Here is a 21,703-nt window from a genome sequence, read left to right on the forward strand (position 1 = left end):
CGTGTCAGTAAATGTCACTCAGGACCTGCCCGCGGGAGCGCCCATGACGTGTGACGCTTGATTCATGGACCTGGAAATCTCGCCCTCGCTGACGATCCCCGCCGCGGAACTCAGCTGGCGATTCTCCCGTTCGTCCGGACCCGGCGGTCAGCACGTGAATACCACCGACAGTCGTGCGGAGTTGATGTGGAGTGTCGCCGGATCGGCGAGTCTGACAGATGAGCAGCGGCAGTTGCTGCTCACACGCCTCGGACGTCGGCTCGTCGCTGGGGTGATTACCGTGACCGCGTCGGAGGAGCGATCCCAACTACGGAATCGCGACATCGCTGTGGCCAAGCTCGCCGAACTCATCAGGGCAGGCCTCGTTCCGGAGACCGTCCGCCGCGCCTCCAAGCCGACGCGCGGTTCCGCCCGACGCCACCGTGCAGCAAAAGAACTCAGATCAGCGACCAAGCAGCAACGACGCCGACCAGCCGCGGAGTAGGCTTCATCCCCTGTTAGCTGACGGCCGCTGGTGGGACCATACATTCATGTCACCCATTCAACGCATCCGTCCGGACGGGCTCGTGACCAGTCCTGCCTTCAGCCACGTCGCCGTTGTTCCTCCCGGCGCCACCACCATTTACGTCGGCGGGCAGAACGCCGTGGACGCACAGGGTGCACTCATCGGGGAAGGCGATGCGGCTGTTCAGTCTGCACGCGCCCTGGACAACGCCAAGACAGCATTGGAGGCCGTAGGAGCAACACTCGGAGATGTCATTCAGTGGACCGTACTCTTCGTCGACGGCGCCGACCTCTCAGCCGGGTACGGAGCCATTGCTGCCAAGCTCGCATCCGACGAACCGCCCTTGGTGACCGCAGCGTTTGTGGCGGGACTAGGCGTACCAGGGGCCTTGGTGGAGATCAGTGCGGTGGCCGCCGTCGAGCGCCCCTAAGAACTGCTGATCTCAACCCACTGCGAACGCCATTCCGGAGCCGGAAAGGCCTCACTCCAGTATGCTGTCTCCTTGGCGATCTTGCCGTCGCGAAATTCAAAGATGAAGACCGTCTCAAAGGTGGGTCCACCGTAGTCCAGCCGTGCCTCAGCTACCACCAGATTGCCGTCGCTGAGCAGGCGACGCGGCGTGATGGTGGGGAGCTGCGGAAAGGCGTTGTAGATGCCCCGCCGGTTCTCTGCGCCGCGAACAAGCTCGCCGGACTGAGGCCAGTACATCACGGCGTCGTCATGGAAGAGCTCATCCATAACCTCGATCCGGCGATCGTTGATGCAGTCGATTAACCGCTTGACCACGTTCTCATTGCCGCCTTGTTCTTGAACGCCCTGGTCCCCGAGGATTTGTTCACCCATGAACCGCATTGTCCTCTCGGGGACCGGATAACACCACGGCTTTATCATTCTTGGATCAGGCCTTCTTGATCAGGTTCATGAATGCCTGAAGATGCTCGCCCATGTCCACCGATTCGTCGTACAGCGCGCCGGGTCCGGAACGATAGAGTCGTATCAATGGACAGTAAACTGACAATTGCCCGGCAGCCCGATTCCGACCAGCCAACACCACAGTTTGCCGAGGCCGAGGATGGCTTCGTCAGGGTCCGTGGTGCCCGCGAGAACAACCTCTGCAACGTGGACGTGGACGTACCCCGCGATGCAATCGTCGCGTTCACCGGAGTCTCGGGCTCCGGAAAGTCGTCCCTGGCGTTCGGCACCATTTTTGCCGAAGCCCAGCGCCGCTACTTCGAATCCGTGGCCCCCTACGCCCGACGCCTCATCCAACAGGGCCACAACCCCAAGGTGGAGTCAATCACCGGGCTGCCGCCCGCCGTCGCACTCCAACAACGTCGGGGCACAGCCACCGCCCGTTCCAGCGTTGGCACGCTGACGACGCTGTCCAACTCGCTGCGGATGCTCTTCTCGCGTGCGGGCAGCTATCCGGAAGGCGCCCGGCAGCTGGACTCCGACGCTTTCTCTCCCAACACAGCCGCCGGTGCTTGCCCGGAGTGCCATGGACTGGGTGTCGCCCACACTGTCACCGAAGAATCCTTGGTTCCCGATCCGTCCCTCAGTATCCGCGATGGTGCGATCGCTGCATGGCCCGGAGCGTGGCAAGGAAAGAATCTCCGCGACATCCTCACTCACCTGGGCTACGACGTGGACACACCATGGCGAAAGCTGCCCAGGAAGGATCGCGACTGGATCCTCTTCACGGACGAGCAGCCTGTAGTGGAAGTGACGCCCCAACGGGATCGCGTGGCCAAGCCTTACAAGGGCCGGTTTTGGAGTGCCAAGAGCTACGTCCTCCACACTCTGGCCGACTCCAAGAGCACCACCATGCGTGACAGGGTGCTGCGATTCATGGAAACGGGGCGGTGCCCGCAGTGCGGTGGCAGTGGGCTGCGGCCGGAAGCACTCGCCGTCACGTTCGCCGGCAAAACCATAGCCGAACTCAATGCGATGCCGATGACCGAGCTTGCCAACATCATCCGCCCCACCACGGAATTGACTGCGGCCGGCACCGCCTCGCGCACCCAGACCTCCGGTGAAGGCAACGAGGTAGCCGTCGCCATCACCCGGGACCTGCTGAGCAGGGTCACGGTACTCCTGGATCTGGGCTTGGGTTACCTCGCGTTGGGGCGCCCCACCCCTACTCTCTCCCCCGGCGAGATGCAGAGGCTTCGTATCGCCACGCAGCTCCGTTCAGGGCTTTTCGGCGTCATCTACGTCCTTGATGAGCCATCTGCCGGACTACACCCGGCCGATGCCGAGCCTCTCCTCGCGGTACTGGACCAGCTAAAGCGGTCCGGCAACTCAGTGTTCGTAGTGGAACACAATATGGATTTCGTGCGGGCTGCCGACTGGTTGGTGGATGTTGGACCGCACGCGGGTGAGGGCGGCGGTCAGGTGCTCTACAGCGGTCCCGTGGGCGGGCTGGCGGACGTGCAGGATTCCATCACGCGACCCTTCCTGTTCCCCGATAACCGCTCGCGATACGCTGGTTCAGAGAAAACGCACGACGACGATTTGGTCACCGCCGGGAAGGGCCCTGCATCTCCCCGGCCCCCGAAAGAGTGGCTCAAGCTCCAGAACATCAACAGGCACAACCTTCGCGAGCTACAGGCCGAGTTCCCGCTGGGCGTGCTGACAGCTGTGACAGGTGTGTCGGGCTCTGGCAAGTCCACTCTGGTCAGCCACGTTCTGGCCGAGGTGGTGGGGGCCGAACTGCATCCGGAAGCTCTCGACCCGGACATCGCACGCACAGACACTCCGCACACGCCAGCCGCTGTGGGCTTGGTATCCGGGCTCCACCAGCTCGATCGCCTGGTCAAGGTGGACCAAAAGCCCATCGGCCGGACCCCTCGCTCCAACCTGGCCACCTACACAGGGCTCTTCGACGGTGTCCGGAAAGAGTTTGCCGCCACTGAAGGCGCCCGTTCCCGGGGCTTCGGCGCTGGCCGGTTCTCCTTCAACGTGGCCGGAGGCCGCTGCGAAGCCTGCCAGGGAGAAGGGTTTGTTGCGGTGGAACTGCTGTTCCTGCCGGGGAGCTACGGCCCCTGCCCCGAATGCAACGGCTCTCGGTTCAATCCCGAAACCTTGGAGGTCACCTACCGCGGACGGACCATTGCCGACGTCCTGGGCATGACCGTGAACGCAGCGTCCGAGTTCCTGGCTGATCTCCCGGGCGTTGCCCGCAGCCTCCAAACTCTTCGCGAAGTGGGCTTGGGCTACCTCCGCCTGGGCCAGCCTGCCACGGAGCTTTCCGGCGGCGAAGCTCAGCGCATCAAACTCGCCACGGAATTGCAGCGGGTCCAGCGCGGCCACACCCTCTATCTGCTGGACGAGCCCACCACAGGGTTGCATCCTGCCGACGTCCAACTCCTGATGGCCCAGTTGCACAGGTTGGTGGATGCCGGTAACACCGTCATCGTGGTGGAACATGAGATGGACGTCGTAGCAGGGGCCGACTGGGTGATCGATCTGGGTCCCGACGGCGGCGATGCCGGCGGCGAGATCATCGTCGCCGGCCCGCCGGCCGTCGTCGCGGGTTCCCGAACAAGCCGGACAGCACCGTACCTCGCCGCCGCCTGCGGGCGGTAGCCTACCGCCGGGGAATGTTGCGCAGGTTGCTTCGTGCCATGCTGACAGCCTCCCCGGCACCGCGGTTCAGGACCACTTTGGACATGGCCGTTGCGAATCCAATGACCTGCGAACCCGAAATCTTTGGCGGAATGGACAGGGCGTTGGGGTCAGTGATGAGCTCCACCAAGGACGGGCCGGGATGCGCGAATGCCGCCCGGTACGCTGCCTCGATGTCCGCCGGATCCGCGACCCGAACGGCATGGAAACCCAGGGCCTTGGCCACCGCAGCGTAGTTGGCGTCAGGGACGTCCACGCCGAAGTCGGGTAGCCCGTCCACCAGCATTTCGAGCTTCACCATGCCCAGCGTGGAGTTGTTGAAGACCACCACATTCACGGGTAGTTGGTGCGCGGCCACCGTGATGAGCTCCCCCAGCAACATGGACAGGCCGCCGTCGCCGGATACAGACACTACTTGTCGCCCCGGGTAGGCCACCTGAGCCCCGATCGCGTGCGGAAGGGCGTTGGCCATGGAACCGTGGAGGTAGGAACCAATAAGACGACGGGTTCCCAACGGGTTGATGTAGCGCGCAGTCCAAACGTTGCACATGCCGGTATCGGCTGTGAAGATGGCGTCTTCGGCTGCCACCTGGTCCAGCAGGGAGGCGGCGTACTCGGGGTGGATGGGCTGCTTCTTCTCCACTTTCCGCGTGTAGGCGCCCACGGCTTTGTTCATCAGGCGGTCATGCTTCTTCAGCATCTGGTCAAGGAACCGTCGGTTCTTCTTCGGCGTCACCAACGGCAGTAGGGACCTCAAGGTCGGCAGTACGTCACCATGGACTGCAATGTCGACGTCGGTCCGCCTCCCCAGCCGCTGTGCCGCACGGTCAACCTGGGCCGTCCGGGTGTCCGGCAGGAACTGGTCATAGGGAAAGTCGGTGCCGAGCAGGATCAACAGGTCTGCGTCTTCGATGCCCTCGGCGGCCGCTCCATAGCCGAGGAGCCCGGTCATGCCGATGTCGAAGGGGTTGTCGTATTGGACGAAGTCCTTCCCTCTCAGGGAGTGGCCGATGGGTGCGTTGACCCGTTCTGCCAGTGCGATCAACTCGTCATGGGCGCCTTCGACGCCGGCGCCGGCGAAAATGGCCACCTTACCTGCGTCGTTAATGGCGTCGGCCAGTTCGCGGACGCTGGCCGAATCCGGAACCACTGTGGCGGGCCTGAACGTTGCCGGCAGCGGGGTTGGCGCGGTTGCCTCAAGCCCGGCAATGTCGCCCGGAAGCGTCACGACTGCCACTCCCCTCAGTGCAACTGCGCTCTGGATGGCGCTGTGCATGACCCGCGGCGCTTGCTCGGCGGTACTGATCATCTCCGAATACACCGAGCATTCGTTGAAGAGGCGGTCCGGATGGGTTTCCTGGAAGAAGCCGCTGCCAATCTGCTTGCTGGGAATGTGGGAAGCGATGGCGAGCACCGGTGCCCCGGTACGGTTGGCGTCGTACAGTCCATTGATCAGGTGCAGATTGCCGGGCCCGCATGAGCCCGCGCAAACAGCCAACTTTCCCGTCAATTGGGCCTCTGCAGCGGCAGCAAATGCGGCAGCTTCCTCGTGGCGGACATGGATCCAGTCGATGCCGCCCTTCTTTGAGCCTCCTGTTTGCCGGACAGCATCCACGATCGGATTAAGGCTGTCGCCAACGATTCCGTAGATCCGCTGCACACCGGCAGCCTGGAGTTGTTCGATAAGTTGGGTGGCAAGTTCCTTGGCCATAGTGTGCAGGCTCCCTCAGTGGTGGTGGTGGGCTGACAGGGCCAATATAGTCGGCCCGCCCCGGCCCCGGCTGGGAACGGCTGCTGCTTAAGCTGCCAGCCGAGTCTCGAACAGGCGCTCCGCCAGGCTCAACAGATGGCTCGGGACATCTTGGTCATCACCGCTGGTTCCGTGACCGAGGAAAACCGCAGTGCCGCAGACGGTGTCTTCGACAGGAGTGCCTGCTTCACGAATCAAGACCTCAGCCCGAGGGTTCGGTGGCAAAGGAATGTGTATCGCTTCGTCATTTAGAAGAACGTGCCATCCATGGCCCGTTATTGCTTCAACGTTCCCTTCCACCAGGGATTGTTGAACTTCCATAACCGGCTCAATCTCCTCCACGCGAATACACTCATGAAGGCGTGCCGGGATAATGAGAGCGCTCATTAGATAACGCATAGCTTGAATTTCCGTTTCTTTACACTGTCGGCTTTCCTTTTCCGCAACACATGGTGCCGGCTGGCGGCACTACGTAGGCGAATGCACCGAACGACTTCAGCGGGCCGACGCTTCCGGACGCTAGCGCTGGTTTTTTCTGGGTTTCGAGAAGAGATTCTCATTGCCCTCAGCCTTTGCCCTCTTTTCGGCCCTCTTTTCCAGAATGGTTTTTCCGGACTTCTTCGACTTGGCACTGTTGGGTGACTTCCCAGACATTTTAGGCTCCTTCAGTATTTTGGATATGACAACACCATACCCACTTATATTTTTAAAGCCAGTTGCGGAATTCAGCGCTTCACGCCAATGGGCTTTCCATGCTTTTCCCCGCCGCGACTCTGGCTGGGAGGGCTGTTCATTGCTAGCGTGGCCGCATGAACCCGTCGAAGTCCCCGGCTGAGATCCTCGACATCGCCGGCAACGAGGTCCGCATCTCCAACCCGGACAAAGTGGTGTTTCCCGAGCCCGGGCTGACCAAGCTGGATCTTGTGAACTACTACCTCGCAGTCGCGGACGGTGCGCTGCGCGGCGCGGGCGGCCGCCCCATGGTGCTCAAACGCTTCCCCAAGGGCATCGATGCTGAACCGTTCTTCCAGAAACGCGTGCCCGAAAACCACCCCGACTTCATTGACACGGCAACTCTCCACTACTCGTCCGGTACCTCCGCCGAGGAAACAGTCATCCGCGATGCGGCAGGCCTCGCGTGGGTGGTGAATCTGGGATGCCTGGATCTCAACCCGCACCCCGTACGCGCGGAGGACCTCGACCATCCGGACGAACTTCGGGTGGACCTGGACCCGATGCCCGGCGTCGACTGGTCCCGGATCGTGGACACCGCGTATGTGGCACAAGAAGTGCTGGACGACGTCGGGCTGGTGGGCTGGCCAAAGACGAGTGGCTCCCGCGGTCTTCACATTCTGGTTCGCATCACGCCGCAGTGGTCTTACCGGGATGTGCGCCTCGCCGCGGAGACCCTTGCCCGCGAAGTGGAGAACCGTGCTCCGGGGTTGGCAACCGCCAAATGGTGGAAGGAGGAGCGGGGTGAGAGCGTCTTCGTCGACTTTAACCAGAACGCCAAGGACCGCACCGTAGCTTCCGCGTACTCGGTCCGTTCCAGGCCCGACGCCCGAGTCTCGACGCCGCTCACGTGGGACGAGGTGCGCTCCGCCCGGCCGGAGCAGTTCACGGTCCGCACAGTACCTGCGCGTTTCTCGGATCTGGGCGACCCTCACGCAGGAATCGATGAAGCTCCCGGTTCGCTCGATGGACTCTTGGCCTTGGCTGCCGAGCTCGGCCCGGCCGAGAAAGCCCCCAGAGCAGGCGATGGCTCGGGTCGCCGGGTGTCAATGATGCCCCTCATTGAGGTGGCCCGGACCAAGACCAAGCCCGAGGCCGGGGCAGCACTTGAGGAGTGGAAGTCCCGGCACGCAGGCGTTGTATCCTTCCTGCACCCCGCCGACGTCCTGGTGGACGGGATGCGGGGATCGAGTTCGCTTTGGTACCGGGTGCGGGTGAATCTCCAACACATCCCGGAAGACCGACGACCGGCTCAGGAGGAGTTGATCGCAGACTATGACCCGTGGGCGGGCAAGGAGTGGCCAGGCCGGCCAGGATCCTGAAGAGGGCCAGGATCTGCGACATTTCGGTGAGTGGCTAGCTTTGCCCGATGGTGATGCCCGTAATCGGCTCTCCGGAACGCTCGTAGGACAGCAGGACCGCACCTTTCGGGAACGCCACGGGTGGTTGGGCGAACCTGAAAGCAGCGGGGACGCCGGAGCCGTCGTCAAACAGTCGCTTTCCCGAGCCGAAGGTGAGCGGGTAGAGGAAAAGGTTCAGTCGATCGAGGAGATCGGCCTCCAGCAGCGAGCGGATGAGGTGGCCGCTGCCGAACATGTGGATGTCGTCGAATTGTTCCTTCAGTTCGGCCAGTTCAGAAACCTCTGACAAGGCCGTGGTCCCGTCCCATTCAGGCCGAGTCAGGGTTCGAGACACCACAAACTTGGGCAGGGCATTGAAGGTCTCGCCAATGTGGTCTTTCTGCTGAGGCCAAAATCCCGCGAATATGTCGTAGGTTTTCCGTCCCAGCAACAGGGCATCCATGCGGTCGATGCCTGCCCCAATGGCTTCGCCCGTCTCATCGTCAAAATATGCTGCCTGCCAGCCACCAAACTCGAAGCCCCCGCCCCTGTCCTCCTCAGGGCCGCCGGGTGCCTGGTAGACCCCGTCAAGGGTGATGAACAGGTTGGCGGTAAGAATTCCCACGATGCACTCCTTCGCATGGACCGCGGCGGATGCTGCGAGCCGGTGGCGTCTTCTTCGAATCAGTATGCTGCTTCAGTGTCCCGCGGAACCCGGAACCTGCAGTTCGGGCGTCGGACTTATGGCGCACGAGGGTTGGTGGCGGTAGCTTTGGAGTACTTTTCCTTGAAGCAGCCGAGGTACCGGAGGCACTGCCGATGCAAGGCTTGTCCGCGTCACTGGTCCTCATCGCCGTGTTGGCTGTGCTGGCACCCGTTGCTACACGGCTCTTGGATCGTTGGGTCAAAGTGCCCATTGTGGTCTTTGAAATTGTTCTTGGCATCCTGTTCGGCCCAAGCGTTCTGGGATGGGTCCAGTCCACTTTCTTCACGGACACGTTGGCTGATTTCGGGCTTGCCATGCTGTTCTTCGTTGCCGGCAACGAGATTGACTTCGCGGCAATCCGCGGCCGTCCCATTTACCGTGCCTCTGCGGGGTGGGTCATCTCCTTGGCCGCCGGCATCGGGGCAGGTTTTGTCCTGGGGCCTTCACCTGAAGCCGCCGTGATCATCGGTGTTGCTTTGTGCTCCACCGCTTTGGGCGCTTTGCTCCCGATCCTCCGGGACGCCGGTGCCTCCAAGTCGCCGATCGGTGTCGCCGCGACCGCCCTGGGCGCGGCCGGCGAATTTGGTCCGCTCATAGCCATTTCATTGTTCTTCAGCGGCAAGCAACTCGGCGTGGCATCAGGAGTGCTTCTGGGGTTCGTCCTCCTAACCGGCGTGGCCATCTACCTTGCCTCGCAAGCACGGCACACGCTGTTTCATGCCCAAGTCACTGCCACGCTGCACACCAGCAGCCAGTTCGCCATGCGGTCCATCCTGCTGATTCTCAGCTCGCTGGTGGTGCTCAGCATGGTCCTGGGACTCGATATGCTGCTGGGTGCATTCGCCGCAGGCGTCCTCTGGAAGGTCACCATCGCACGCGCTCCTGTTGCAGACCGGAAAGTCATCGAGACCAAAATTGACGCCGTCGCCTTTGGTTTCCTGGTGCCCATCTTCTTCATCGATACGGGCATCGACTTCGACCTGGGCGCCCTGACCTCCAGCCCCCTGACCTTGGCCATGGTCCCGCTGTTCCTGTCGCTGCTGCTGCTCATCCGTGGCGTGCCGTCATTGCTCGCCACGCCCCCGGGCTCCTCGCGGGCGGACAAACAGGCCCTTCTGCTGTTCGGAGCCACGGCTTTGCCCATCATCGTGGCTGTGACAACCATCGGCCGGGAGCACGGATACATCACCAGCGGAATCTCCTCAGCCCTCATAGGTGCGGGGATGCTCTCGGTACTCCTGTTTCCGTTGCTCGCACTCCGCCTGCTGCGCCGCACAGAAGCGGCAGACCCCAAGCAACGCACGCCAAAAGCGTGACGCTTCCCGGCTGCCCTGAAGCAGACCCGGCAAAGGCAACAAGCGCACGACGGCGGCCTCCCGCCGTCGTGCGCTCCTATTGCCTACGCGTACACGACTCCGCCAAATGTGTTGCCCCCAGCCGAAGCGGCCCATAGGCTCATATCGTGAGTGGCAGGGACGGCAAACCGACCAGCGGGACCGACCAGCGACCGGGTGAAGGAAATAAAGGCATGGCAACAGGAACAGTCAAGTGGTTTAACGCTGAAAAGGGTTTCGGATTCATCGCCCCGGACGATGGAGGCCCGGACGTGTTTGCTCACTACTCAGCGATTACGTCGAGCGGTTACCGCTCGCTGGAGGAGAACCAGAAGGTCCAGTTCGACATCACGCAGGGGCCTAAGGGTCCGCAGGCGGAGAATATCCAGCCCGCCTAGGTTCACAACACTGGATTCACCACAAGAGACCGGTCCGGCCTAATGCCTGACCGGTCTCTTGGCGCCTGCTAGGCCCGGCCTTTGAGGATCAGGTTCCAGTACACCTGCGGGAACATGTCGCGGTCCACCCACCAGGAAATCCGGCTTTCCTTCCATGTGGGTACCTTCGGGATGGTCGGCATGGGGTTGTAGTGATGGTCAAACTCGGCAAAGACCACCGTGTTCCGTGAAACGGTGAAAGGGCATACGGAGTATCCGTTGTACTTTTGGCCCAGAGGTTCGCCCTTGCGCGCCGAGATCAGATTTTTAGCCAGGACCTTGGTCTGCTTGCGCAGCGCACCGCCGGCCTTCGAATTGGCGGTTCCCGCAGCGTCGCCCAGCGACCAGACATTTGGGTACCTGGAGTGCCGCAACGTCTGCATGTCCACCTCCACGAAGCCGTACTCGTCCCCTGCTGCCGGCAAGTCCGTGGCTTTGAGCCAATCCGGCGCGGACTGGGGCGGGACGGCGTTGAGGACGTCGTAGGGGAGGTCCTCTGAGGTGTTGTCCGCGTTGTTTCGGATGGTTGCCGTGCGACCGCCAGGGTTCACCGCCACCAGCTCGCTGTTTGTCCGCAGTTCGATTCCGTACTCGGCGATCTTGCGGTCCAACTCCCGGTCAACCTCGGGAATGCCGAACACTGTGGGATAAGGCTGGACCATGACAACCCGGATATTGTCCAGGACGCCGTGTTCCTTCCAGTAGTCACAGGCCAGGTACATAGGTTTTTGGCTGGCCCCGGCACATTTAGCAGGCCCTGACGGCATGGTGAAGATGGCGGTGCCGGACTTCATGGTGCTCAAGAGGGTCCACAGTTTTGGCGCAAGCTCGAACTCGTAATGCGAGGAGCCGTACGGCGAGTTCACCGCCTCGCCCAGCCCCGGCACCGCGTCCCAGTTGTACTGCAGCCCCGGGCATACAACCAGGTGCCCGTAGCTCACAGTGGCACCGGACGCCAACGTCACCGAGTTGGCTTTCGCCTCCACGCCTACTGCTTTGTCCTTGATCCATGCGACGCCTTTTGGCGTCACGGATTCCTGGCTGCGGACGGCTTCCTTGACCCGCGCGCGGCCACCGGCGATATGGGAGAACAAGGGCTGGTATAGATGGTGCTCCTTTGGTTCAATCAGGGCGATGTCCTGGACGCCGTATCGCTGCAAGCGGGCAGCCAGCGACACGCCTCCATTGCCGCCGCCGATGATGACGACGTCGTGCTGGCGCGCCATTCCGCTAGCTCTTCTCGGTCAATGCGGAGCCCTTGTGCGCTGCCCTGGCACCGGTTTTCGCTGACTCCACCACATACTGCGGCTCGTCTTCGCTGGCCACGTGCTTGTTGCCGTCCAGTACAAAGTCGCTGGTCTTCTTCTCCACGATCTTTCCGTGCGTCTTGCCCTGCGGGGTGTTCCACTCCACGCGTGTTCCCTTGCTCAGTGCCATGTCCGCTCCTAGTGTGGTGTCCCTCTCCGACTTCGGCTGCTCCACAATAGTAAGCATGGTGATCATCTCGCGGTACCCGGCGGGACAGCCTTAGACGAAGTGCTGTGGAAAGGACTCCCAATGCTGATCTGCGCAACATGCGCCGTCGAACGTGACCAACCTGTGCCCGACATATGCCCCATCTGCGCCGATGAACGCCAGTACGTGCCCGAGGACGGACAACAATGGCTCACTCTGGACGAGTTGGCCCGGACTGGACGGCAAACGGTGCTGGAACAGAACGAGCCCGGACTCTTCGCGGTCAGAACGGAGCCAAAAGTCGGGATCGGCCAGACCGCCCAGCTCGTGGTAACGCCCGCAGGCTCGCTGCTGTGGGATCCAGTGGGTTATGTCGACGACAGCGGTGTGGAATCGGTCCTTGACCATGGCTCTGTAATAGCTATTGCCGCCAGCCATCCACATATGTTTGGCGTACAGGTGGAATGGTCGCGCCGTCTTGGAAACGTCCCGGTCCTGGTCGCCGAGGCTGATCGCCAATGGTTGGGGCGCAGTGGCCCGAACGTTGACTACTGGTCCGGCACCGCAGCAATCGCTGACGGGTTGGTCCTGCATCAGGTTGGCGGGCACTTCCCAGGCAGCGCGGTGGTGCACTGGGCTGCGGGATCCAACGGGAAAGGCGTGCTGTTGACGGGAGACAGCGTATTTCCCAATCCTGATCGTCGGACGGTAGCGTTCATGCGCAGCTATCCGAATCGCCTGCCCCTCTCCGGCGCGGTGGCGCTACGTATCGCCGCTCAGCTGGAAGAGCTTGAGTTCGATCGGATCTACGGCAATTTCAACAACGCCATCCACTCCGGAGCGAAAGACGTCCTGCACCGATCGGCTCAACGGCACGCCGCTTGGACACGGGGGGACTTTGACCATCTGACCTGATCCGGCTCATTCCCGCGGTGGCACCGGCGGGCCCTGGCCATCCGTGTCCGCCTGCGCGCTGGCTGGTTCTCCGGATCCGGTGTTGCTCTTCCTGGTGATCAGCCAGGTGATGAACCACAGCACCACGCCTATGGCCATCAGCCCGCCGGCCACTTGGTACTGGACGGGGTTCCTGCCCACCCATGGCCCTGCGAGGAAGGCACACAAGACGGCCGCCACCAAAGGCAGCTGACCGGGCGAGGTGAAGAACACCTTCCGGTGGGGATCCCGCTTGCGGCGGAGGACGACGCACGCCACGTTGACCAAGGTGAACACGCACAGCAGGAGGAACGCTGTGGTTCCGGACAGGTTGGCCACGATGTTGCTTGATGGGTCGCTGCTGACGTACCAGATCAGTCCCAGGGCAAGGACGGTGGAGAACGCGATTCCGGCCCATGGCGACCGGCGCCCCGGCAAGACCCGCCCCAAGGAGCGCGGCAGGACGTGCTGGCGGGCCATGCCGTAAATCAGCCGGCTGGCCATCAACATGTTGATCAACGCTGTGTTGGCCACTGCGAAGACGGCGAGGAAAGGAAAGATCCTGTCGATGGGAAAATCCGGTGAGCCTTTGTGCACCACTTCAAGAAGCGCCGCACCTTCGGCTTCCCTGATCTCGCCCAGCTCTCCGGGAGTCAGCACACTGACCACAGACACTGCGACCAGCATGTAGAGGATCACCGCGATGCCGAGGCCAGTCAACATGGTGCGGGGGAAGATCCGCTCCGGATTCCTGGTTTCCTCCACCATGTTGACGGAGTCCTCGAAGCCCACCATGGCAAAAAAGGCGATGGACGTGGCGGCGGTAACAGCCAGGAACAACCCTTTGTCCTGGTAGTCGGTGAAGACGAAAACTTCCTGGACATTGCCGGTTCCCTGGGCCATCACGAAGAAGCCCACCCCGATCACCACACACAACGCGATCACCTCCACCGCAGTGAGCACCACGTTGAACTTCACGCTCTCCCCCACGCCGCGGAGGTTGATCACCGCCAGCAGCAACATGAAGCCCAGCGCCACCGCAGTGATCACGCCGCGGTCGGGTACGTCCATCCAGCCGTTAACCTCCAAGCCACCAAAGAAGTTCTGGGCAAGGACATTCGCCGATGTTGAGGCGCTGGTGATGCCGGAGCAAACAACGGCGAACGCCACAAGGAAGGTGACGAAGTGGATCCCAAAGGCCTTGTGCGTATAAAGCGCGGCGCCAGCTGCCTGGGGATACTGCGTGACGAGTTCGAGGTAGGAAAACGCGGTGAGGGTGGCCACAACGAAGGCGAGAAGGAACGGCAACCAGACGATGCCACCAACCGTCCCGGCCATGGTCCCGGTGACCGCATAGACGCCGGCCCCCAGAATGTCTCCCACAATAAAGAGGAGGAGCAGTTTGGGTCCCAGCACGCGTTTGAGCTGTGGTTCCTCACCTTCGGGCGTTGCTTCCAAGGCGTTGTCTGACGTGGTGCTCATGGTGTCGACCCCCGGCCATTACACGATCCCCGGAATCGTGTAAGTGATCTGATCTATCTCACTTTGATCCTGACGTCCAGGTTTGGCAACACTGATCCGGTGAAAAGGCGAAACGGCTTTAGGCAAGTGGGCCTGTTGTTCCGGAGCCGTAGTACTCGGCCAGCCTGGCCAGTCCTTCATCAAGCGAAACAGCAGGTGTCCAGTCGAGGAGTTCACGCGTGACGCGCTGGTCGAACCAGTGGGCGGTGGAGAGCTGTTCAGCGAGGAACCTGGTCATTGGCGGCTCCTCTTTGCGCCCTGCCATGGTCCAGAACCTTTCAACCACCGCACCGGCTGCCCTTGCCAGGCCACCCGGCACAGACCACGACGGCGGGGCCACGCCACCTGCATCGCATATGCCCGCCAGTAGCTCGCCGATCGGCCGTGGTTCACCGTTGCTCACCACCACCGCTCTGCCATGGACGTGTTCCATACGGTGCAGGGCGGCGACGATGGCCGACGCTGCGTTGTCCACGTACGTTGTGTCGATCAGTGCGGCACCGGCGTCCAGCAACGGCAGCCGACGGTGGCTTGCGCGGGCCAGAACGCGTTCAACCAGCTGGGTGTCTCCGGGCCCCCACACAATGTGGGGGCGCACCGCTGCCACCCGGATGTCAGGTCCGTTCGCCGCGAGGGCCAACAACTCAGCCTCGGCCTTGGTGCGGGCGTAGTCGCCGTGTGCATGGCGTGGGTCAGCCTGCTCCGCGCCCAATCCCACAATCGCGGAACCGGAGTGCGCCACAGATGGTGACGAGACATACACAACGTCCCGGCCCCCCGCCATACGGGCCATCTGGAGCAACCGGCGCGTTCCTTCAATATTCACGGCGTCAAACTCGGCCGCGCGGCCCGTGATGGACACCTTGGCAGCAAGGTGGATGATGCCTTCCGCCCTGTCAATTGCGCTGCGGAGCGCCCCATCGTCGTTCAAGGACCCGCGGAAGTCCTCCGCACCGTCGATGCCCGACGGGCGGCGCTGAAATGTAGCCACGTCATGGCCTTGATGGACCAGTTGCCGGGCCACTTCTCCTCCCAGAAGCCCGCTGGCGCCGGTGACCAGGACCCTCATGGCTTACCTGGACGGCCGCCGGCCAGCACCTGCGAAGCCCAGCGGGCCAGCCGCGTCCTGTCGATCTTGGCGTTGTGCCTGATGTCGGTGGGCTGGGTGGGGACCACGAGCACTGCGTTGACCTCGACGCCGGCCTGGGAGGCCGCTCGTCGGACGTGCCCGGCGAGTTGCGGGTCAGCGGGGCCGGCCTTCGGGACGGGAGGCACGGTCTCGACCACCGCAACCACCGCCTGGGTTCCTGAGGGTCCAATGCCGGTGATGGCGGCCATGCGCACGCGGTCCAGGCGTTCGATGGATTGCTCGGCCCCGACAGGCGTCACCACAGCCCCCGGCGCCGTCACCACATGAGAAAGGCGTCCTTCCACCCAAAGCCGGCCGGCGGCGTCGAAGTGGCCCACGTCCCCCGTTCGGTGCCATCCGGCCAGGCTGGCACTCTCGCGTTGAGTCAACCAGAGCCTGTCATAGGCTTCCTTGACGTGAGGAGCGCTGATCAGGATCTCGCCGGTGACACCGGCGTCGGTCACACGGTTCGGTCCGGGCGCGGTTCCATTCGCCGCCAGCGGGATAACCGCCACGCGGGCTCCGTGCACAGGCTTCCCCACGCAAACCCCGTTGCCGGCTCCGGCTATGGTCCCGGCATCCGCGTCAGCATCGGCGGCCCGGATTTCTTCCAGGCTGATGTCGGTGACCGGCAGCGCTTCCGTCATTCCGTAGGGCGTATGGAGGGACGCCCCGGGCATCAGCTGCTGTACCTGCGCCAGGAGCGGCTCGGGCACGGGGGCGCCTGCGGACAAGAGCAACTCAACGTTTTCAAGAGCGATTAGCCCTGTCCTGCTCAAGTCACCCCGGGTGTCTATGACGTTGCGCAGGGCTGCGGGCGAAGCAAAGACCACTGAGGCCTCGATGGCTGCGACGGCGTCCGCCAGGGCACCGGCCGTTAGGGTGCGCGGCGCAGTAACATCCATTGCGGGCGTCACCGAAACCGCTCCCAGTGCCGGGCCCAGCAAGGCAAAGGGGGCGAAGCCCGCTACGAGCCGGGAACCGGAACGGATCCCGAAAGTCGCGGCCACAGTGTCACGCATCGCCGCAAGCTGCCGGTGCGTGTACAGCACGCCCTTTGCGGGGCCCGTGGAGCCCGACGTGAAGAGGACCGCAGCCGGCGCAGACGGATCCACGCTGTCCATCGGCAGCTCGTCCCCATTCCGGAGCCTGCGAGCGTCCCTGATCGTTGCGCCGTTCCTTGCCAGGGCCGCAAGCGAGGTCTCAACCCCCAGGATCCGACGGCGGGCAGCCGGGAGGTCCTTCACGCTAATGCGCTGTCCCGGCCAGCCCAGTACCGAGGCAGCCGCGAGTGCTTTGTCGATGCCAATGAGGAAATCGGCAGTAGCGCCCTTCACCGCACGGCTCATGCCTTTGGTTCCCAGTCCGGCGTCGGCCACGACCACAACCGCCCCCAGCTTAAGGCAGGCGTAAAGGGCAACGGTGAGGTCGGTTCCGGGCGGAACCATCAGGCTCACACGAGTACCGTGCCCCACACCGGATTCCCGTAAGCCCTCCGCCATATCCAGGATGTTCCGGTCCAGCTGTTGCCAGCTGAGCGAGTGACTCACGCTTCCGTCGCTCGCCATTTCCGCAACAGCGATGTCTTCCTTTGCCGGACCCGCAGCCAGTTCGCTGAGCGAGTCCCACAGGGGTCTGAATGCCGGCTTCTCTTCTTCGGTGTCCTGGATCAGGTGGCGGCTGGCAGGAGCCGCAGCCACCGGGGAATCATCCCCACCGATCTTGGCACCGTGCACAGCAAGCCAGTCAAAAACGGGCGTGGCAATGTCCCGGTCTTCTCCCACGAGGTGTCCGGCACCTTCGAAGCGATGCACGTCCGCGTGAGGTAGCCGGGCGATGAGATCTTTGAGGTACCGGTCTGAAAATATTGGATCCGTGGGACCCCAGAGCATCAGGGCGGGAACCTTTAGCCCACGCAAGCCTTCCGCTACGCGTGTCAGCGCAGGAAAACTGGGATGGGAGGGGTCTGCGGGGATGTCCGCAACAAAGTTCCCCACTCCGGTTCGGCGGGCGGCTCCGCGATAGGGGGCCATGAAGGCCCGGCGGACGTCGGCCGGCAGCGGCGGGTTCGCCAGCGAGTGCGTCACACGCAGGAAGGCGTCCGACGTCGTGGTGCCCCAGCGGTGCACGGCAGGGTGCAAGGCGAGCCGAAGGGCCGCCGGGAGTGGCGAATCGGAAGGGTGGTGGACGGCGGTGTTGGTCAACACAACAGCTGTTACCTGCTGTGGGTGCTCCAGCGCCCAGCCCGAACTGATCACGCCGCCCCAGTCATGGCCCACGGTAACAACCGGCCCCTCCAGGCCCAACGCATCTGTGAGGTCTCCGAGGTCGTTGATTCGATCAGCCAGGCGCCGGAATGACCCGGTGCGCTCCGAGTAGCCCATGTCCAGCTGGTCCACAGCAACAACACGCCATGGATGAGCCGGATCGGATCCCGCCCTCACCAGCGTCCGCCACAGATAGGACCAGGTGGGGTTGCCATGCACGCAGAGCAAGGTCCCGATCGGAGTCAGGCCGCGGCGAGAGAGTTGCGCGCCGTTATCCAGCACATGCCAGCGACGAAGTACGCCCGGCGCGTCCACCTCCGACGTGGACCTTACCCGGAGTGTCCGGGACCATTCAGGGTCCACTCCGGGCCAGTTGGCGGCTACCAAACGATTTCCACCATTCCAGCGTTCAGGCCTGAGCCCACGCCCATGCACAGGACCCGGTCTCCCGAGGTCAATGACTGCGCCTGGGCTGCGAGCGTCATGGGAAGCGATGCAGGACCCACATTGCCCCAGTGCGGGAAAGTGATGGGAACCTTATCCGGGTCCAGGTCGATGGCATTGATGATCGCCTGGGTATAGGCATTGCTGACTTGATGTGTGACGTAGCGGTCCATGCTGGCCCAGTCCCACTCAGGCTGGGCTTCATGCCAGGCGTCCACCACAAGCTGCAGGCCGCCGTCCAGCAAGCCTTTCGTGTCGGTGGACATGCCGTCGATTCCACCAACACACAGTTCGTGATGCTCGGTGCCGGCACGCATGACCCCACCCACAAGCCGGTGCGCCCCGGGGTACTCATCACGGGGGCCCAGAACGGCCGCGGCAGCTCCTGATCCGAGCGTCAGGGTGGCAAATTCCCGATTAAAGTCTTCACGCGTGGTCTCAGGCCTTTGGAGTCGCGCCAGCGTGGCTTCCTGAGTGCCTTGCGCGTCCTCTCCGTTAACGATGACCGCATACCTGATCTGGCCCGAATCGATCATGTTGGCTGCGAGGATCAAGCCGTTCACAAATCCAAGACAGGCGTTGGCCAGGTCAAAGTTCATGGCCGAGGACGGCAGGCCAAGTTCGTGGTGTATCTTGACCGCTACGGACGGTTCCAGGTTGCGCCTGGTAACCGAGGTGTTGATCAGCAAGCCGACTTCCGAGGCTTCGACTCCGGCTTCAGCCAAGGCTTTTGCGCCCGCTTCCACGGCAGCGTCATCGAACGATGTCCCGGCGGCCCACCAGCGCCTGTGTGTGATCCCTGCAACACGTTCAAGCAATCGCGGTGGAAACTTCAGCCGCTGCAGGGTCGAAGCCAATCTCCGGTCGAAATCCGTGGAGCTCACTATCCTCGGAGCCTCGACGCTGCTCACCGAGAGCAGCGCGGTGTTGCTGTGCCGGAAGGTCGCATTCCCTGCCAAGTTAAGCCCCTGTTCGTTTCTGTCCTGCCTTCATGCGGTGACTGTACCCATAAAGTGCAACCCCAAGACGTTAACTATGCCGGTGTAAACCGCTTCCTGCATATTTGGCGTCCTTGGAGCGGTCTCGGGACCGAAGCGGGACTGTGGGACGTCAGCCCTCCCGAGCCTTCCGTGTGGCGGCGTCGTTGGCCTTCTGAAGCGCTTTCACCAGCTCGTCCTTGTCCATTCTTGAGCGTCCCTTTATTTCCAGTTCCCGCGCACGCCGGTAGAGGTGCTCCTTGGACGCATTGGCATCTACTCCCGCGGCCGTCGGCTTCCTGGAGTCCGCCCCTTCCTCCGCGTGCTCATCCGAAGGTCCGCGTTCCTCCTTGGCCTCCCAGTGGTCGCCCACCTTCTCATAACTGTGCTTCAGTGCCGCGAAGGCCGTGCGGGCCGCCCGGCTCGAATCGTTGTCATAGGACTCCATCGCCGAATCGTAGGTCTTGGCAAAGGTGTCCTGCGCCTTCTGCTCCGAGCGCTGCAAGGTGGACGGCAACTCGTCCTTGCGGGCGTGATGGTTCTTTCCAGTCTTTGGCATGGCACTCAAGCTCCTGTCGTGGAAGGCACAGTATCCGCCCGGCGCTCCGGTTGGGCGTCACCACGTCAAGTCTGGGGTGAACCCGCGCCCTGGATCAAGAACCGGAGCGAACACGGTGGCTCGACCGTTTGACCATCGAAAGTTGGCTGCTACCATCAAGAGAGAACTATGTCCTATCAAGAGAACAAATGGCTACAAACCTGGATCGTCCTGACAGGGAGGCAAGGGTTTGAGCCTGAATTCGGGGTATCCAGTGGTTACTAAACTTGGTCTTAACATCGACCGATCCTCTCCCGTGCCCCTGTACCACCAGGTGGTTCAGGGGATCGAGGCCGCCATCCACAGCGGAGTACTGGAGCCCGGCAGCCGCCTCGAGAACGAAATCGACCTCGCGGCCCAGCTCAATCTGTCCAGGCCAACCATGCGTAAGGCCATGGATGAACTGGTCCGTTCCGGTCTCTTGGTTCGGAAACGCGGCGTAGGAACCCAAGTGGTATCCAGTCAGGTCCGCCGCCCCCTGGAGCTCTCCAGCCTCTTTGACGACCTCACCAACAACGGCAAAAAGCCCACCACCACCGTGCTGAGCTTTTCCCACGAGGAAGCCGACCCCGCCACCCTCGCGGCGCTCGAGCTCCCTGCCGGCTCCAAGGTGTACCACTTCACCCGACTCCGCAAAGTGGGGGGCAAACCACTGGCCTTGATGGAGAACTGGGTGCGCGATGATATCGCAACCATGGACGAAGCCATGCTTGCAGCAGAGGGCCTCTATTCAATCCTGCGCCGCGGCGGCGTCAACTTCCGTCTTGCCACACAACGCATCGGCGCAATGATCGCCAATGACTACCAGGCACCCCTCCTTGAGACCGAAGTGAATTCCGCTTTGGTCACCATGGAACGGACAGCTGTGGACGATACCGGCCGTCATGTGGAGACGGGCCACCACGTCTACCGCGCCGATTCCTACAGTTTCGAAATGACACTCGTACAGCGCTAATACAAAGGACTCCCCTTCCATGACCAACTGGGTTTACCCCTTGGGTTCCGCCACCGACGGCGTTTGGGACATCTCACTCGGCACTTCTGATTCCGCCATAGCCATCGACGGCTGGGCACACACCGGCCTCAAGGTCGCTACCGTCGCGGCGGGCGCCGCCGTCGAACTTCCTGCCGTTGCTGAAGAACGCATTGTGGTGCCCCTCAACGGCGCCTTTACCGTAACCGTCGATGGCGTCAACCACCCCCTCGCGGGCCGGTCCTCTGTGTTTCACGGACCCAGCGACGTCCTGTACTCGGGCACCGGAAAAGCCGTCACCATCAGCTCGGCCGACGGCGGCCGCGTGGCCGTCGCCACCGCCCCGGCGCGCACCTCCTACCCCACCCGGCTGGTCCTGGCCGCTGAGACACCCGTGGAATTGAGGGGCGCCGGCAATTGCTCGCGTCAGGTGCACAATTTCGGCACGCCGGCGGCACTGGAGGCAGACCGCTTCATCGTCTGCGAGGTCATTACACCGGCCGGGAATTGGTCCTCCTATCCGCCTCACAAACACGATGAGGAAAAAGACGGGGAGACCCACCTCGAGGAGATCTACTACTTCGAGACCCAAGTGGCCGCAGCTTCCGGCGCTCCGGCGGACGCCGACGCAATCGGCTATCAACGGGTCTACGCCTCGGACGAACGCCCCATCGACGTGTCCGCTGAGGTGCGCACCGGCGACGTCGTCCTGGTCCCCTATGGTTGGCATGGTCCGGCCATGGCCGCACCGGGCTACGACCTGTACTACCTCAACGTCATGGCAGGCCCGGGTCCTGTCCGTGAATGGCTCATCAGCGACGACCCCCACCACGGTTGGGTACGGCAAAGCTGGGAAGGGCAGAACATCGACTCCCGGCTGCCGTTCAGCGCCTAGATCGTCAACTTCCGAACACACAAAAGTGCCCCTCCCGGAATCCCTGAGATTCGGAGAGGGGGACTTTGCGGTGTGGGAGA

Annotated in this window: 20 protein-coding genes; 9 read left to right on the forward strand and 11 right to left on the reverse strand. The window is 62.8% G+C overall.

Going from position 1 to position 21,703, the window contains the following annotated elements; translation table 11 throughout:
* Window positions 1-64 precede the first annotated feature (64 nt).
* Together arfB and AC1RJY_RS03320 are read left to right on the forward strand one after the other, a co-directional pair.
* Window positions 65-484 (forward strand): alternative ribosome rescue aminoacyl-tRNA hydrolase ArfB, encoded by a 420-nt coding sequence (gene arfB, locus AC1RJY_RS03315; RefSeq protein WP_011774703.1) that lies wholly within the window; start codon window positions 65-67, stop codon window positions 482-484.
* 46 nt (window positions 485-530) lie between these two features.
* The gene (locus tag AC1RJY_RS03320; RefSeq protein WP_011774702.1) at window positions 531-935 is read left to right on the forward strand and encodes a RidA family protein; all 405 of its coding nucleotides are present in this window, start codon (window positions 531-533) and stop codon (window positions 933-935) included.
* Here the strand turns inward: AC1RJY_RS03320 and AC1RJY_RS03325 are convergent.
* Window positions 932-1,348: a nuclear transport factor 2 family protein gene (locus tag AC1RJY_RS03325; RefSeq protein ID WP_498601332.1), complete on the reverse strand. Its 417-nt coding sequence runs from the start codon at window positions 1,346-1,348 to the stop codon at window positions 932-934. The genes AC1RJY_RS03320 and AC1RJY_RS03325 overlap by 4 nt on opposite strands.
* Window positions 1,349-1,504: 156 nt before the next feature.
* Between AC1RJY_RS03325 and AC1RJY_RS03330 the strand changes: the two genes are divergently transcribed.
* Window positions 1,505-4,093, forward strand: a complete 2,589-nt coding sequence (locus AC1RJY_RS03330; RefSeq protein WP_498601333.1) for an ATP-binding cassette domain-containing protein — start codon at window positions 1,505-1,507, stop codon at window positions 4,091-4,093.
* 1 nt (window position 4,094) lies between these two features.
* Here the strand turns inward: AC1RJY_RS03330 and AC1RJY_RS03335 are convergent, their stop codons facing one another.
* Both AC1RJY_RS03335 and AC1RJY_RS03340 read right to left on the reverse strand, forming a co-directional pair.
* Window positions 4,095-5,843, reverse strand: coding sequence for a pyruvate dehydrogenase (locus AC1RJY_RS03335; protein ID WP_498601335.1), 1,749 nt, complete (start codon window positions 5,841-5,843; stop codon window positions 4,095-4,097).
* Window positions 5,844-5,930: 87 nt separating this feature from the next.
* Window positions 5,931-6,281 (reverse strand): DUF3846 domain-containing protein, encoded by a 351-nt coding sequence (locus AC1RJY_RS03340; protein ID WP_498601336.1) that lies wholly within the window; start codon window positions 6,279-6,281, stop codon window positions 5,931-5,933.
* Window positions 6,282-6,691: 410 nt separating this feature from the next.
* On the opposite strand from AC1RJY_RS03340, the gene ligD reads away from it, so the two are divergent.
* Complete coding sequence (gene ligD, locus AC1RJY_RS03345) at window positions 6,692-7,936, forward strand: non-homologous end-joining DNA ligase (RefSeq protein ID WP_011774697.1); 1,245 nt, start codon at window positions 6,692-6,694, stop codon at window positions 7,934-7,936.
* 34 nt (window positions 7,937-7,970) lie between these two features.
* Here the strand turns inward: ligD and AC1RJY_RS03350 are convergent, their stop codons facing one another.
* On the reverse strand, window positions 7,971-8,579 hold the full coding sequence (locus tag AC1RJY_RS03350; protein ID WP_498601338.1) for a dihydrofolate reductase family protein: 609 nt from the start codon (window positions 8,577-8,579) through the stop codon (window positions 7,971-7,973).
* Between the two features lie 194 nt (window positions 8,580-8,773).
* Here AC1RJY_RS03350 and AC1RJY_RS03355 point away from each other — a divergent pair, with 194 nt between their 5' ends.
* Window positions 8,774-9,976, forward strand: coding sequence for a cation:proton antiporter (locus AC1RJY_RS03355; protein WP_498601340.1), 1,203 nt, complete (start codon window positions 8,774-8,776; stop codon window positions 9,974-9,976).
* A gap of 212 nt (window positions 9,977-10,188) precedes the next feature.
* A complete protein-coding gene (locus AC1RJY_RS03360; RefSeq protein ID WP_014921815.1) occupies window positions 10,189-10,392 on the forward strand; it encodes a cold-shock protein in 204 nt (67 codons plus the stop codon).
* Window positions 10,393-10,460: 68 nt separating this feature from the next.
* On the opposite strand, the gene AC1RJY_RS03365 is transcribed toward AC1RJY_RS03360, so the two are convergent.
* On the reverse strand, window positions 10,461-11,657 hold the full coding sequence (locus tag AC1RJY_RS03365) for an NAD(P)/FAD-dependent oxidoreductase (RefSeq protein WP_498601341.1): 1,197 nt from the start codon (window positions 11,655-11,657) through the stop codon (window positions 10,461-10,463).
* Between the two features lie 4 nt (window positions 11,658-11,661).
* Entirely contained in the window at window positions 11,662-11,868 is a 207-nt protein-coding gene (locus AC1RJY_RS03370; RefSeq protein ID WP_043470236.1) for a hypervirulence associated TUDOR domain-containing protein, read from the reverse strand.
* Window positions 11,869-11,988: 120 nt separating this feature from the next.
* Between AC1RJY_RS03370 and AC1RJY_RS03375 the strand changes: the two genes are divergently transcribed.
* Complete coding sequence (locus AC1RJY_RS03375; protein WP_014921812.1) at window positions 11,989-12,801, forward strand: MBL fold metallo-hydrolase; 813 nt, start codon at window positions 11,989-11,991, stop codon at window positions 12,799-12,801.
* Window positions 12,802-12,807: 6 nt separating this feature from the next.
* On the opposite strand, the gene AC1RJY_RS03380 is transcribed toward AC1RJY_RS03375, so the two are convergent.
* From AC1RJY_RS03380 to AC1RJY_RS03400, 5 genes are all read right to left on the reverse strand, one after another.
* Window positions 12,808-14,301, reverse strand: a complete 1,494-nt coding sequence (locus tag AC1RJY_RS03380) for an APC family permease (RefSeq protein ID WP_011774690.1) — start codon at window positions 14,299-14,301, stop codon at window positions 12,808-12,810.
* Between the two features lie 118 nt (window positions 14,302-14,419).
* Entirely contained in the window at window positions 14,420-15,409 is a 990-nt protein-coding gene (locus tag AC1RJY_RS03385) for an NAD-dependent epimerase/dehydratase family protein (protein WP_498601343.1), read from the reverse strand.
* On the reverse strand, window positions 15,406-18,123 hold the full coding sequence (locus tag AC1RJY_RS03390; protein WP_498601345.1) for an alpha/beta fold hydrolase: 2,718 nt from the start codon (window positions 18,121-18,123) through the stop codon (window positions 15,406-15,408). The genes AC1RJY_RS03385 and AC1RJY_RS03390 overlap by 4 nt, the downstream gene beginning before the upstream one ends.
* Window positions 18,117-19,139, reverse strand: coding sequence for a 3-oxoacyl-ACP synthase III (locus tag AC1RJY_RS03395; RefSeq protein ID WP_011774687.1), 1,023 nt, complete (start codon window positions 19,137-19,139; stop codon window positions 18,117-18,119). The genes AC1RJY_RS03390 and AC1RJY_RS03395 overlap by 7 nt, the downstream gene beginning before the upstream one ends.
* Window positions 19,140-19,290: 151 nt before the next feature.
* Window positions 19,291-19,716 (reverse strand): ChaB family protein, encoded by a 426-nt coding sequence (locus AC1RJY_RS03400; RefSeq protein ID WP_043806063.1) that lies wholly within the window; start codon window positions 19,714-19,716, stop codon window positions 19,291-19,293.
* 253 nt (window positions 19,717-19,969) lie between these two features.
* Here AC1RJY_RS03400 and AC1RJY_RS03405 point away from each other — a divergent pair, with 253 nt between their 5' ends.
* A complete protein-coding gene (locus AC1RJY_RS03405; protein WP_043470228.1) occupies window positions 19,970-20,710 on the forward strand; it encodes a GntR family transcriptional regulator in 741 nt (246 codons plus the stop codon).
* Window positions 20,711-20,729: 19 nt separating this feature from the next.
* A complete protein-coding gene (gene iolB, locus AC1RJY_RS03410; RefSeq protein WP_498601348.1) occupies window positions 20,730-21,623 on the forward strand; it encodes a 5-deoxy-glucuronate isomerase in 894 nt (297 codons plus the stop codon).
* The last annotated feature ends 80 nt before the right edge of the window (window positions 21,624-21,703 follow it).

The organism is Arthrobacter sp. GW822-FHT05G07, from assembly GCF_058799755.1.

Excerpts from the sequence above, each read along its gene's own strand:
- arfB (WP_011774703.1), top strand. The coding sequence starts at position 65 with ATGGACCTGGAAATCTCGCCCTCGCTGACGATCCCCGCCGCGGAACTC.
- AC1RJY_RS03320 (WP_011774702.1), top strand. The coding sequence starts at position 531 with ATGTCACCCATTCAACGCATCCGTCCGGACGGGCTCGTGACCAGTCCT.
- AC1RJY_RS03325 (WP_498601332.1), bottom strand. The coding sequence starts at position 1,348 with ATGGGTGAACAAATCCTCGGGGACCAGGGCGTTCAAGAACAAGGCGGC.
- AC1RJY_RS03330 (WP_498601333.1), top strand. The coding sequence starts at position 1,505 with ATGGACAGTAAACTGACAATTGCCCGGCAGCCCGATTCCGACCAGCCA.
- AC1RJY_RS03335 (WP_498601335.1), bottom strand. The coding sequence starts at position 5,843 with ATGGCCAAGGAACTTGCCACCCAACTTATCGAACAACTCCAGGCTGCC.
- AC1RJY_RS03340 (WP_498601336.1), bottom strand. The coding sequence starts at position 6,281 with ATGCGTTATCTAATGAGCGCTCTCATTATCCCGGCACGCCTTCATGAG.
- ligD (WP_011774697.1), top strand. The coding sequence starts at position 6,692 with ATGAACCCGTCGAAGTCCCCGGCTGAGATCCTCGACATCGCCGGCAAC.
- AC1RJY_RS03355 (WP_498601340.1), top strand. The coding sequence starts at position 8,774 with ATGCAAGGCTTGTCCGCGTCACTGGTCCTCATCGCCGTGTTGGCTGTG.
- AC1RJY_RS03360 (WP_014921815.1), top strand. The coding sequence starts at position 10,189 with ATGGCAACAGGAACAGTCAAGTGGTTTAACGCTGAAAAGGGTTTCGGA.
- AC1RJY_RS03365 (WP_498601341.1), bottom strand. The coding sequence starts at position 11,657 with ATGGCGCGCCAGCACGACGTCGTCATCATCGGCGGCGGCAATGGAGGC.
- AC1RJY_RS03370 (WP_043470236.1), bottom strand. The coding sequence starts at position 11,868 with ATGGCACTGAGCAAGGGAACACGCGTGGAGTGGAACACCCCGCAGGGC.
- AC1RJY_RS03375 (WP_014921812.1), top strand. The coding sequence starts at position 11,989 with ATGCTGATCTGCGCAACATGCGCCGTCGAACGTGACCAACCTGTGCCC.
- AC1RJY_RS03380 (WP_011774690.1), bottom strand. The coding sequence starts at position 14,301 with ATGAGCACCACGTCAGACAACGCCTTGGAAGCAACGCCCGAAGGTGAG.
- AC1RJY_RS03385 (WP_498601343.1), bottom strand. The coding sequence starts at position 15,409 with ATGAGGGTCCTGGTCACCGGCGCCAGCGGGCTTCTGGGAGGAGAAGTG.
- AC1RJY_RS03400 (WP_043806063.1), bottom strand. The coding sequence starts at position 19,716 with ATGCCAAAGACTGGAAAGAACCATCACGCCCGCAAGGACGAGTTGCCG.
- iolB (WP_498601348.1), top strand. The coding sequence starts at position 20,730 with ATGACCAACTGGGTTTACCCCTTGGGTTCCGCCACCGACGGCGTTTGG.